The organism is Arthrobacter sp. JB02-1C (genome assembly GCF_057748045.1).
In genome coordinates, this window is the sequence record NZ_CM173235.1 from 2,268,417 (window position 1) to 2,280,825 (window position 12,409).

General features: G+C 68.0%; 11 protein-coding genes. 4 read left to right on the top strand and 7 right to left on the bottom strand.

All coding sequences use genetic code 11. The features are described 5' to 3' along the window. Positions 1-60 precede the first annotated feature (60 nt). The gene (locus AC3ANP_RS10755; protein WP_488330174.1) at positions 61-1,467 is read left to right on the top strand and encodes an MFS transporter; all 1,407 of its coding nucleotides are present in this window, start codon (positions 61-63) and stop codon (positions 1,465-1,467) included. Positions 1,468-1,613: 146 nt separating this feature from the next. Here AC3ANP_RS10755 and AC3ANP_RS10760 read toward each other — a convergent pair whose 3' ends face one another. The 3 genes from AC3ANP_RS10760 to AC3ANP_RS10770 all read right to left on the bottom strand — a co-directional run bounded on the left by AC3ANP_RS10760 (position 1,614) and on the right by AC3ANP_RS10770 (position 5,020). Next, complete coding sequence (locus AC3ANP_RS10760) at positions 1,614-2,345, bottom strand: glutamine amidotransferase (protein ID WP_488330175.1); 732 nt, start codon at positions 2,343-2,345, stop codon at positions 1,614-1,616. A 33-nt stretch (positions 2,346-2,378) separates the two neighbouring features. Continuing rightward, the gene (locus AC3ANP_RS10765; protein WP_488330176.1) at positions 2,379-4,211 is read right to left on the bottom strand and encodes an acetyl/propionyl/methylcrotonyl-CoA carboxylase subunit alpha; all 1,833 of its coding nucleotides are present in this window, start codon (positions 4,209-4,211) and stop codon (positions 2,379-2,381) included. A 125-nt stretch (positions 4,212-4,336) separates the two neighbouring features. After that, positions 4,337-5,020 carry a Maf family protein gene (locus AC3ANP_RS10770; protein ID WP_488330177.1) on the bottom strand — a complete coding sequence of 228 codons (684 nt, stop codon included), beginning with the start codon at positions 5,018-5,020 and terminating at the stop codon, positions 4,337-4,339. 103 nt (positions 5,021-5,123) lie between these two features. Here AC3ANP_RS10770 and AC3ANP_RS10775 point away from each other — a divergent pair, with 103 nt between their 5' ends. Further along, entirely contained in the window at positions 5,124-5,417 is a 294-nt protein-coding gene (locus AC3ANP_RS10775; protein ID WP_488330178.1) for a hypothetical protein, read from the top strand. 3 nt (positions 5,418-5,420) lie between these two features. Continuing rightward, the gene (locus tag AC3ANP_RS10780; RefSeq protein WP_488330179.1) at positions 5,421-6,947 is read left to right on the top strand and encodes an HNH endonuclease; all 1,527 of its coding nucleotides are present in this window, start codon (positions 5,421-5,423) and stop codon (positions 6,945-6,947) included. Positions 6,948-7,062: 115 nt separating this feature from the next. Here the strand turns inward: AC3ANP_RS10780 and AC3ANP_RS10785 are convergent, their stop codons facing one another. The 4 genes from AC3ANP_RS10785 to AC3ANP_RS10800 form a co-directional block, all read right to left on the bottom strand. Beyond that, the gene (locus AC3ANP_RS10785; protein WP_488330180.1) at positions 7,063-7,617 is read right to left on the bottom strand and encodes a GNAT family N-acetyltransferase; all 555 of its coding nucleotides are present in this window, start codon (positions 7,615-7,617) and stop codon (positions 7,063-7,065) included. Positions 7,618-7,658: 41 nt separating this feature from the next. Then, the gene (locus tag AC3ANP_RS10790; protein ID WP_488330181.1) at positions 7,659-8,072 is read right to left on the bottom strand and encodes a VOC family protein; all 414 of its coding nucleotides are present in this window, start codon (positions 8,070-8,072) and stop codon (positions 7,659-7,661) included. A 184-nt stretch (positions 8,073-8,256) separates the two neighbouring features. Beyond that, on the bottom strand, positions 8,257-10,797 hold the full coding sequence (locus tag AC3ANP_RS10795) for an MMPL family transporter (protein WP_488330182.1): 2,541 nt from the start codon (positions 10,795-10,797) through the stop codon (positions 8,257-8,259). A gap of 1 nt (position 10,798) precedes the next feature. Further along, the gene (locus AC3ANP_RS10800) at positions 10,799-11,512 is read right to left on the bottom strand and encodes a TetR/AcrR family transcriptional regulator (protein ID WP_488330183.1); all 714 of its coding nucleotides are present in this window, start codon (positions 11,510-11,512) and stop codon (positions 10,799-10,801) included. 197 nt (positions 11,513-11,709) lie between these two features. Here AC3ANP_RS10800 and AC3ANP_RS10805 point away from each other — a divergent pair, with 197 nt between their 5' ends. Further along, entirely contained in the window at positions 11,710-12,282 is a 573-nt protein-coding gene (locus tag AC3ANP_RS10805) for a hypothetical protein (protein ID WP_488330184.1), read from the top strand. Positions 12,283-12,409: the final 127 nt, after the last annotated feature.

Sequence of the window (12,409 nt, forward strand, 5' to 3'; positions counted from 1 at the left end):
CCTTCCGTAGCCGGCTGCCTCTTCCGCAAAGGCATCCGGTCTTCATGAAAGCGTCACCACATGTCAACCACTGTTAAGTCGACGGAGAATGGGGCCAAGCAGGTGAACTCGCGCGGCCGCGTGATTGTCGCCAGCCTGATCGGCACCACCGTTGAGTTTTACGACTTCTATGTCTACGCCACGGCCGCCGTCCTCGTCTTCCCGAAACTGTTCTTCCCGGGCCAGAACGAGACCACCCAGCTGCTCAGCTCCTTCGCCGTCTTCGGCGTCGCCTTCGTCGCGCGGCCGCTCGGCTCGATCGTGTTCGGCCACTTCGGTGACAAGTTCGGCCGCAAGGGCACCCTGGTGGCGTCACTGCTGACCATGGGCATTGCCACCTTCCTGATCGGCTGCCTGCCCACCGCCCTGGTTCCGGGCTGGGAATTCTGGGCACCGGCGCTGCTGGTCATCATGCGCTTCGCCCAGGGCCTGGCCCTTGGCGGCGAGTGGAGCGGTGCGGCCCTGCTGGCCACCGAAAACGCTCCGGCCAACAAGCGCGCCATCTACGGCACCTTCCCGCAGCTGGGCGCGCCGATCGGCTTCATCATCGCCAACGTGCTGTTCCTCGTCTTCAGCTACGCCTTGTCCCCGGCGGCCTTCATGGAGTGGGGCTGGCGTGTGCCGTTCCTGGTCAGCGCCGTCATGGTCATCATTGGCCTCTACGTCCGGCTCAAGCTGATCGAGACCCCGGCGTTCACCAAGGTCCTGGAATCCAACGAGGTTGCCAAGCTGCCGGTCGGCCGGGTCTTCAAGACCAGCTGGCGTCCGCTGATCCTGGGCACCTTCATCATGCTCGCCACCTACGTGCTCTTCTACCTGATGACCACGTTCACCCTGACCTACGGCACCAAGCCCACACTCGCCGGCGCGCAGGCTGCCGCCGAGAAGGCCGGCAAGCCGATGTCGGAGGCAGCAGTCGCCGCGTTTGTCCCCGGCCTGGGCTACACCCGCAACGACTTCCTCTGGATGCTGATTGCCGGCGTCGTGTTCTTCGGCATCTTCACGCTGGTGTCGGGCCCGCTGGCGGAAAAGTACGGCCGCCGCAAGATGCTGATGAGCGTCACCGCCGGCATCTTCGTCTTCGGCCTGCTGTTCGTCCCGTTGTTCAATGGGGGCTTCGTCGGTGCGATGGCCGTGCTGATCATCGGCTTCACCCTGATGGGCCTGACCTTCGGACCGATGGGCGCCATCCTGCCGGAACTGTTCCCGACCAACGTCCGCTACACCGGCTCCGCCATCAGCTACAACTTCTCGTCCATCCTGGGCGCGGCAGTGGCCCCGTTCATCGCGGTCTGGCTGTGGGAGATGGCCAAGGGCAGCCCGGTGCTGGTGGGTGTCTACCTCACCGTGATGTCCGTGCTGACCCTGATTGCCTTGTTCCTGAGCAAGGAAACCAAGGACGTCGACTTCGAGAACAACGTGGCCTGACGTTCCAGCCCGGTTACTGACGGGAATGCCCGGCGTGTGCTGTCAACACGCCGGGCATTTCCGTGTCCCGGGGCCGGAGCCGTTCCCCAAACCGGGCAGGAGCGCTCCGGTGGCCCCAAAACGGCGGCTCCGGATCCCGGCCGGCCTCAGCGGGCGTAGCGCTCCACGAAATTCCGCAGGATGGCCATCGGCTCGGTAGCGTGGTGGCGGCGCGCCAGCGCCATCAGTTCGCCGGCCGACTCGGGCGGGAAATAGCCGGCGTGCCGGTAGATGTCGATCCGGGTGATCAGGCCATCGGCGTCGAGCTCGGGGTGGAACTGGGTGGCGTAAAGGTTGGAGCGGAGCCGGAACATCTGCACCGGGCACTGCTCGGAGCTCGCCAGCAGCACAGCCCCGGGCGGCAGGACGGTGCAGGCCTCCTTGTGGCCCACGAAGGCGGTGAACCGCTCCGGGAGCCCCTTCAGCAGCGGATCGCGCCGTCCTTCCGGCGTCAGGCTGATCGTCACGCCGCCCAGCCCCTCGCCGTACGTCCGGTCGATCACCGCGCCCTGGTGCAGGCCGAGGGTCCCGACGCCGTAACAGGCACCCAGAAACGGGAAGTCCTCGGCCACGATCCGGTCGAGCAGGGTGAACAGTTCACGTTCCACCCGGTGCTGGGCCTCGCTTTTGTGCTCGGCGGGGTCGCTGGACGTGAAGGGGCTTCCGCCAACAATGACGCCGGAGTACCGCCCCAGCTCGAGGGCGGGCAGGGGAGCCGCCTCCATCCGGATCCGGTGCAGCCGGTCTTCGGTGAGGCCGGTGTAGCGCAGGTAGGCGCGGTATTCGTCGTCGGCGGCGGTGTCCTCGGCGCGGGAGGCGAGCAGCAGGAAGGGCTTCACGTAACCAAGTCTGCCCCCGCCGTCCCGCTGCCGCTATTCGGCCGCCTCGCCGTCCTCGATCATGGCGATGACGGCGCCCGCGGAGACGGTCTCGCCGGCCGCGGCGGCGAGTCCGATCACGATGCCGGCGCGGTGCGCGGTGAGCGGCTGCTCCATCTTCATGGCTTCGAGCACGACGACGAGGTCACCCTCGGCCACGCGGTCACCCTCCGCCACGGCCACCTTCACGATGGTGCCCTGCATGGGGGAGGTCAGCGCGTTCCCGCCGGCCGGAGCCGCAGTGCCGCCGCCGCGGGACCGCTTCTTGGCCTTGGCCGGCTTGCCGCCGCCGGAAACGGTGCCCAGCGTGGCCGGCAGCACCACCTCGAGGCGCTTGCCGCCGACCTCGACGACGACGCGCTGGCGGTCGCCGGCGTCGGCCGTTGCCGTCGCGGTGCCGTCCGGTGTCCAGGCGGGGATGTCGTTGACGAAGGCGGTCTCGATCCAGCGGGTGTGGACCTTGAACGGGCCCTCGGCCGGGGCGAAATCCGGGTTGGTGACGACGGCGAGGTCGAACGGGATGACGGTGGGGATGCCTTCGACCACCATCTCCTGGAGGGCACGGCGGGACCGCTGCAGCGCCTGGTTGCGGGTGGCACCGGTGACGATCAGCTTGGAGAGCATTGAGTCGAAATTGCCGCTGATGATGTCGCCCTGTTCGACGCCGGAGTCAATCCGGACGCCGGGGCCGGTCGGGTTCTTGAGGCCGGTGATGGTCCCGGGGGCGGGCATGAAGTTCCGGCCCGGATCTTCCCCGGTGATGCGGAACTCGATGGAGTGGCCGCGGACCTCGGGGTCGTCGTAGCCGAGCTCTTCGCCGCGGGCCAGCCGGAACTGCTCGCGGACCAGGTCGATGCCGGTGACTTCCTCGGAGACGCAGTGCTCCACCTGCAGGCGGGTGTTGACCTCCAGGAAGGAGATGGTGCCGTCCTGGCCGACCAGGAATTCGCAGGTCCCGGCGCCCTGGTAGCCGGCCTCCTTGAGGATGGCCTTGGAGGATTCGTAGAGCCGCCGGTTCTGCTCCTCGGTGAGGAAGGGGGCCGGGGCCTCCTCGACGAGCTTCTGGTTGCGGCGCTGCAGGGAACAGTCGCGGGTGGAGATCACGACGACGTTGCCGTGCGCGTCGGCGAGGCACTGGGTCTCGACGTGGCGGGGGGCGTCCAGGAAGCGTTCGATGAAGCACTCGCCGCGGCCGAACGCGGCGGTGGCCTCCCGCACTGCAGACTCGAAGAGTTCGGGGATTTCCTCGCGGGTGCGGGCGACCTTAATGCCGCGGCCGCCGCCGCCGAAAGCTGCCTTGATGGCGACCGGCAGGCCGAACTTATCGACGAACTCCAGGATCTCCTCGGCGGATTGCACCGGGTCGGCGGTGCCTGGGACCTGGGGTGCGCCGACCTTTTCGGCGATATGCCGGGCCTGGACCTTGTCGCCCAGCGCGGAAATCGCCTCGGGGGAGGGGCCGATCCAGGTGATGCCCGCGGCGATCACCTTGGCGGCGAACTCGGCGTTCTCGGCGAGGAAACCGTAGCCGGGGTGGACGGCATCGGCGCCGGCACGGTGCGCCACCTCGATCAGCTTGTCCATCACCAGGTAGGACTCGGCGGCGGTGGTGCCGCCCAGGGCATAGGCCTCGTCGGCAAGCTTGACGTGCAGCGCGTCCCGGTCCGGATCCGCGTAGACCGCCACGGAGGCAATGCCTTCATCGCGCGCGGCGCGGATGATGCGCACCGCGATCTCGCCGCGGTTGGCGATCAGCACCTTGCTCAGGCGGTGGGTGCCGGTCGCGGTGGCGGCGGGCTGGACGGACTGCTCCGAATTTGCTGACAAGGCGTCTCCTTCTTTTCCTTCAGGGAGCCTAGCGCGCTTTTGTGGGGTTCGCTGATATTACTTGCGGATCCCGCGCGTAATCCGCCGATCCTTTGTGGGATTCCTACAAGGCGGGGCGAAACCCGTCACTCCGCCCGGACGTCGGCGGGATCGGCTGCGCCGCCGGTCCAGAGGTCGGTGACGGACACCTTCGCCTGGCCCAGGAGGCTGCGCAGGGTGGAGACGGAGAGCCCGACGACGGTGTGCGGGTCGCCGTCGACCTTGCGGATGAAGGCTCCGCCGTACCCGTCGATCGTGAAGGAGCCGGCGCACTGAAGCGGCTCGCCGGTGGCGATGTAGGTGTCGACCTCGTCCTCGCTCAGCTCCATGAAGTGCACCTCGGCGGAGGTGACGGAGCCGAGCGTCGCACCGCTGCCGGCGGTTGCGTCGGTGCCGTCGGCGGGCGCGTCTGTGTCGCGGCAGTCCACCAGCCAGTGGCCGGTGTGCAGCACGCCCATCCGCCCGCTCATCCGCAGGATCCGCTCCCGGGCGACCTCGGCCGTGTACGGCTTGCCGTGGGCTTCGCCGTCGAACTCGAAGACCGAGTCGCAGCCGAGCACCAGGGCGCCGTCCGCCTCCGGCAGCGTGGCGACGGCCTCGGCTTTGGCCCGGGCCAGGAGCAGGGCGGTGTCGTGCGGGTCGGTGACGCAGTAGCGGGCCTGCACGGCGTCTTCGTCGACATCGGAGACGAGGACCTCGTGGGCGATGCCGGCGTTGCTGAGCAGCTTGGTGCGGGCGGGGGACTGGGAGGCAAGAATCAGACGGATCACGGCTCCAGCCTAGTTCCCTGGGCTGGCAGTGTGGCGGGTTCGGTGGGTATGGGGGCCGGAGCGCGGCCTTATATTGTCACACCCCTCCGATTGAATACGTTTTATGGAAGGTCAACGAGGAGCTGAAGGCGATCTTCGCAGCGTCATTGCGCTGTGCTGTCACATGCTTGAGGAAGTGCGACTGCCCGACAGTCGTGAGAGCCTGATCGAGTCGGAGGTGCGGCTGGAGGAGTTGCAGTCCGCTTCGGCTCCTGTTCTTACCCGGCCGCAGGTGGCGACAGCGCTGAATGACGGACCAATGGCGGCATTGGACGTGGGACGTTCCCCGGCTGCGACCGCGGCCGTGGACGGGCTCTTGCTGGCTCTCAAAAATGTCGTAGCCCTGCAGGACACTTGAGCTATGGACGGCAACCAGTCGGCGAAGACGCAAGCAGCGGGGGACGCGGCGGCGATCGTTGATGAGCTCCGCGCCTTGGAGGACCGGAAGTCGGCGATCGCGGCCCGGCAGGCACGGTTGGCGGTGGCCTTGGATCTGGTCCGGCGGCGGGAACAGGCCGCTCTTGGGTTGCCCGCTGACCAGCTCGGCGCCGGGGTGGCGGCGGAGATCGCGTTGGCGCGGCGGGAATCCCCTGCCAAAGGCTCACGCCTGCTGGGTTTGGCCCGGGCGCTCGTGACCGAGATGCCGCACGCCCTCGCCGCCCTCGACACCGGGCGCCTGAACGAATGGCGCGCCACCCTCCTGGTCCGCGAAACCGCCTGCCTGGACGCCGCCGGCCGGGCCGCGGTAGATGAGGAACTCGCCGCCGACACCGGCACCTTCGACGGCGCCGGAGACCGCGCCATCATCTCCGCAGCCAAAGCCGCCGCCTACCGCCACGACCCACGATCCGTCGCCCAACGCGCAGCGCATGCCGAGACCGAACGGAGCGTCAGTCTCCGACCGGCCCCAGACACCATGTGCTACCTCACCGCACTACTCCCCGTCGCCGCCGGAGTCGCCACCTACGCCGCCCTGACCCGGCACGCCGACACCGCCCGCGCCACCGGAGACCCACGCTCCCGCGGCCAGGTGATGGCGGATGCTTTGGTCGAACGCGTCACCGGCACACCGGGCGGGATCACCGGCATTGAAGTCCAACTCGTCATGACCGACCGCACCCTCCTCGCCGGAGACAACGAAGCCGCTAGGCTCGCCGGCTACGGGACCGTCCCGGCCGGGTGGGCCAGAAAACTCCTCGCCGGCAAAGGCGACGACGCAGAGTTCACAACCTGGATCCGGCGGCTCTACACCGCCCCCGCCACCAGGGACCTGATCGGCATGGACTCCCGGGCCCGGCTCTTCCCCGCAGGGTTACGCCGGTTCATCGAAACCCGCGACAACACCTGCCGGACCCCGTACTGCGACGCACCCATCCGGCACCTGGACCATATCGTCCCGAGGTACCGCGGCGGAGAAACAACCGCAGCCAACGGCACCGGACTCTGCGAAGCCTGCAACCACACCAAAGAAACCCCCGGCTGGACCTCACGGCCGGTCACTGGGACAGGTTCGGTCCGCCGGACAGAAGCGACCAAGACAGCTGAACCGGGTATGCGGGCCGGTCCGGACAGCACAAGGCCGCCTTCCAACCGTGGCCGGCACACCCTGGAACTCACCACTCCCACGGGTCACACCTATCTCTCAGTCTCACCGCCCCTCCCGGGTCATTCCGTGACGTCCGGAGAGGCGGAGCCAGCAGGGGTGGGGGATCGATGGTTGACGATAGGTGTCTCCCACGCCCGGTCGAAAGTTTGGACTGGTTACGGACTCCAAGGGCTTAGGAAGAGTCGGACACCCCGTCGGAAACGGATGAAACCGGTCGCGGCTCTCGTCCCTCGGGTGCCGAGTGTTCCCACGCCCGACGGTTCGTTGGATGGAGCCGCGTGACGGCTCAGCATTAGAAGATCGTGACCGTCCGCGTAGGAGATGTGGAGGGCGCGGAGAGTCTGCGGCGACCGGCCCGGTGGGCTTGAGTACTAGTCGGTCCTAGGAGCCTGGTAATTCACCAAGGCGTACCCCGAAGGTCGATGTCGCCTTCTGGCCATTCGCTCTTCTCGCGGATTGCAGAACAGATCAGAATGGGGCCGCCGTCCGTTTGAACGACGGATTTTTGGTCCAGCCGTGAGATGCAGCGTTCCGTCGCGTGAACTTGCACCCAACCTGCTTTCTCATAGAACGGCACCACTTCCGGCCGGCAACCCAGGAAGCCAAACTCGATGCCCCGTTCCGCGCGCATGGCCTGTTGGGCGCGGCGCATCACCAGGCCGCCGAGGCCCGTCCCGCGTGAGGCGTCGTCGACGAGCACGCCACCGGTGCCGGCCACCACGACCTCGTGCATCCCGACGGCAATTCTTCGACGTTGAAAGCCCACATGAGCGGCCAGGTCCCGGCCTTGGAACGCCAACACATGTGTGTCGGCTGGCGAATATCCGTAGGGTGCGTTGGGAGTCCACGGGCCGAAGTCATTCAGATATTCTTCGTCGAAGAGCCTCTGTAAGGCGTCGACGTCAGCAGCCGTCAGGTCTGTATGGCGTCGGACATGGATCACCTCACGCATCGTCGCCATAGCCATCGACAGATGTCGGCATCCGTCGACTCCTAGCCGGCGCGTTCCGGAGACAGAAACTCAAGCCGGTTTCCATTGTTGTCCTGCAGATAGAACCGCCGCATGCCGGGAAAATTGTCATCCCATTCGACATCGAGGCCGTGCTCCTGAACCCGCTGAGCGAGGGCATCAATGTCCGCTACCAGAATTCCAGGATGAGCTTTCTTTTGCGGGCGGAAGTCCTCCTCGACCCCGAGATGGATCTCAAGGTTGTCAGCCCGGACCCACAGGCCACCCAGGGCGGCCAGCGCCGGTGGTTTCTGAACCTCGGTCATGCCTAGGACGCCTACATAAAACTCCCGGCATTCCTCTTCTCCACCCGACGGCAGAGCCAACTGGACGTGGTGGAGACCAAAGCCCAGGATAGTGCGGGCGGGAACAGACTCATACGGTTGCAGGTCAGGCACGGAGCTCCTTCGTCGGCGTCGGGCCGAGTATTCCACATGAAGCGCCCGGGAGCTTGTAAAGGTGCGCATTCGGAGAACCCACCCAAACGAACGCCGCCCGCCGATCACACGGATCGACGGGCGGCGTCTAGGGGAGTGCGGCGCCGGGTTCAGCGCGCAGCCCGGGAAGCAGCGGAAGCAACCCTTACCGCACGGCGACCCCGGCGGCCTCGGGCTCGGCCGCTCCGCCGCCGGCGTCGGGCTTGCGCAGCTTGGCGCCCTCGACGTCGACGTCCGGAAGAATGCGGTCCAGCCAGCGCGGCAGCCACCAGGCCTTCCGGCCCAGCAGGTACATCACGGCCGGGACGATCGTCATGCGCACCACGAAGGCGTCGATCAGGACCCCGAAGGCCATCGCGAAGCCCAGCGGCCGGACCATATTCAGGTGCGAGAAGATGAAGCCGGAGAACACGCTGACCATGATGATGGCGGCCGCCGTAACCACCGCCGCCGCGTGGCTGAAGCCGGAGCGGACGGCACGCTTGGCCGTTTCGCCGTGCATGTAGGACTCGCGCATGCCGGAGGCGATGAACACCTGGTAGTCCATCGCGAGGCCGAACAGCACACCGATCAGGATGATCGGCAGGAAGCTCAGCACCGCCCCGGGGTTCTCGACGCCGAACACACTACCCAGCCAGCCCCACTGGTACACCGCGACGACGGCGCCGAAGGCGGCGGCGAGGGAGAGCAGGAACCCGCCGGTGGCCAGCAGCGGCACCCAGATCGAGCGGAACACGAGCAGCAACAGCAGCAGCGAAAGGCCCACCACGATCGCGAGATACGGCGGCAGCGCGTCGCCAAGCTTGGTGGAGACGTCCACGTTGCCGGCCGTCTGCCCGGTCAGGCCGATGCCGACGCCGGTGGCGTCCTTGATCCGGTCCTTTTCGGCGCGGAGCTCGGAGACTACCCGGACGGTACTGGCACTGGCCGGGCCCTCGGCCGGAATGATCTGGAAGACGGCGGTCCGGCGGTCCTGGCTGAGCGCCAGCGGCACCGCGGCGGCCACGTTGTCCGTGCCGCGGAGGATGTCCGCGACATCGAACTGCTTGGCCTGCGCCGCGGTTGCGCTGAGCCCGGCCGGCAGGTCACCGACCACGATGATGGGCCCGGTCATGCCCTCGCCGAAGCTCCGCTTGGTGACGTCGTAGGCCTGGAAAGCCTGCGAGGCCACCGGCTCCGAACTGGCATCCGGCAAAGCCAGCCGCAGCTGGCCGGCGGGCAGCGCCACGACGCCCAGGAGCACCACGCCGGCCAGCAGCGCGAGCCAGGGGTGCCGGGTGACGACGCCGCCCCAGCCGTGGCTGCTCCGGTACTCGTCCTGGGCACGGTCCGCTGTTTCGTGGCCCGGGGCGGCGTTGTGCTGCTCCGCTTTGGCCCACGCCCGTTTGGAGATCAGCTTCCGGCCGACGAGGGACAGGACGGCCGGGGTCAGGGTCAGTGCGACAACGACGGCGACGGCCACCGTGGCGGCGGCGGAGAGGCCCATGACGGCAAGGAACGGCAGCCCGGGCACCACCAGGGCGGCGAGGGCGATGATGACGGTGAGTCCGGCGAAGAGCACGGCGTTCCCCGAGGTGCCGGTGGCCAGCGCCACTGATTCCTCGGGGTCCATCCCGGCGAGCAGCTGGCCGCGGTGCCGGTTCACAATGAACAGGGAGTAGTCGATGCCGACGGCGAGGCCAAGCATCAGGGCCAGCATCGGGGAGATGGAACTCATGTTCACGGCACCGCTCAGGGCGAAGGTGCCGCCGACGCCCACGGCGACTCCGACGACCGCCATCAACAGCGGAAGCCCCGCGGCGACCAGGGTCCCGAGCATGGCCACCAAAACCAGGGCGGCGACGGCGACACCGATGATCTCGGCGGTGCCGAAGATCTCCGAAATGTCCTCGCTGATTTCCTTGCTGGGCAGCGCGGTCACGTTGGCGGCGGAAACCTCTTTGACGATGTCCTGGACTTCCTGCCGGACTTCCGGCTTGAGGCCGTTGATCGAGGTCTTGAACTGCACCTGGGCGATCGCGGCCTTGCCGTCCTCGGAGACAAAGCGCAGGCCCTTTGAGGCGTCCAGCTGTCGCTTACCCAGGGCCAGCTTGGCGGCGCCCGCCTCGAGGTCACGGGTGCCGGCGTCGAGCTTTGCCTGTCCTTCGGCGAGGGCGGCTTTCTGCTGGCCAAGCTGCGCCTCGATCGCGGCAGCGGGCAACCCGGCCGCTGCCATCTGGGCTTCGGCGGCGTCCAGCCGGGCCTTCCCGGCGGCGAGATCTGCTGCGGCCTTGTCCAGCTGCGCCTTGCCGGCAGCGGCCTGCTGCTCGCCGGCGGCAAGGTCGGCCCCGGCCTTGTCCAGCTGCGCCTGGGTGGCGAAGGGATCCACGGTGCCCTGCACGTCCGGGACGGTCTTGAGCTTGGCCAGGGCTGCGGAGACCGCGTCCTGGCCGGCCTGGCTGAACCGCGCGTCGTTGGCTTCGAAGACGATGCTCGCAGAGCCGCCCGAGGAGGACGGAAGCTCCTTCTTGAGCTTGTCCGCCATCTGCTGCGTCTCGGTGCCCGGGATCTGGAAGTTGTTGGACAAGGTGCCGTGGAAGGCGGCCGCGGCGCCGCCAACGGCGAGCATCACCGCCAGCCAGAGCGAGATGACGAGCCAGCGGTGGCGGTAGGAGAACTTGCCGAGGCGGTATAGCAGCAGTGCCATGTCAGAACCGATCTGGGGAAGGGGTGGCGGGGGAGGCGGCGGCCGGGCCGGCTGCCGGGGTGGCAAATCCCGAGCCCAGCAGGCTCATGGAGTCGATCAGGAGTTGGCGCAGGGTGGCCAGTGATTCGGGTGAGAGCGAGCCGCCGCAGCGGGCGAACCAGACGTCCATGGCTGCCTTGCCGCAGGAGATGACCGACCCGGCCAGGGCGTGCAGGTAGAGTTCGTCGACCTCGGGGCCGCTGCCGTGGACGAACCGCGTCCTGGCGGCGTCGATGATTTCTGCCGTGCAGTGGTCCCAGGCCTCCAGTTCGGACCGGTTCAGCTGCGGGTTTGACCGGCCCAGGCTGTACAGCTCGGCCAGCGGCGCCACGGTCATCGGGTCGGCAAGTTCCACCAGCGCGGCCCGGGCGGATTCCAGGATGGGTTCGTCGGCGGGGCGGCGACGGAACTGCCGGAGTGCGGTGTCCAGGAACCCGTGGGTGGCGGAAGCAAGGGCCTCCTCGGTGCTGCTGAAGTAGTTGAAGAAGGTCCGGCGCGAAATGCCGGCCGCGTCGGCGATGTCCTCCACGGTGAAGTTGCCGGGCCCGTTGCTGCGCAGCAGCGCCACCGCGGCGTCGGTGATCGCCTGCCGGGTCGCGGCCTTGTTTAGCTCCCGCCGGGACGGCGCTGGGGGCGCCGGGGTCCCAGCCGGGTCGGACAGCGGAGGAGTGGGCATGCGGTTACACTACGTGCATGTTTGCACTGAGGGCAACTTTATTTGCGTCGTCGCGCACCGCCGGGGGACATTCACAGCAAGCTGAAAGGTTCCCAACAGCGTGGTTGAAACCCGGGCCCGCAGAATGGAGACAGGTTTCGCGGGCGAAACCGCATCCAACGAGGCCGTCACCGGACGGCAGAGCAAGGAGACAGTAGATGTCACGCACCAGGAGAACCACGCTCGGCATTTCCGCGGCCGCCCTCGCGCTGGGCGCGGGCGTCGGATTGGCCGGGATGGCGTCCGCCACCACGACGCCGGCCCCCACCCCGAATTCCAGCTCCAGCGCACCCGCTGACGGCAGCACCACACAAGGTGGTGCTATGGGGATGCGCGGCGGCCACGGCCACGGCGGCGCACGGGAGGGTTTCGGCGGAGCAAAGGCGTCCGAGCTGGCCGCCAAGCTCGGTGTCGATAAGGCCAAGGTGACCGAGGCGCTGAAGGCATTCCGGGACGCGCACAAGCCCAGCGGCCGGCCCGCCGAGGGCACCAAGCCGGACCGATCCGCCATGGAAGCCGAGCTGGCCAAGTCGCTCGCCTCCTCGCTGGGGATCGAAGAGGCGAAGGTGACGGCGGCCCTTGAGGAACTTCGGACCGCTGCCCAGGCGGACCGTGCCGCCGGCCTGAAGACGAAGTTGGACAAGGCGGTCAGCGACGGCACCCTGAGCCAGGCCGAGGCCGACGCGGTCACCAAGGCAGTCGAGAAGGGCGTCATCGGCGGCGGCCGCTAGCCGCGGTGCCCCGCCGGCGCCGGGCAACAAGGGCGCCGGGCAGCAAGAAAGCTGCAACACGACGAAGTCCCCGGGAACCTCCCGGGGACTTCGTCGTATGAGCGGCGCGCCGGACGTACAGCCAGGC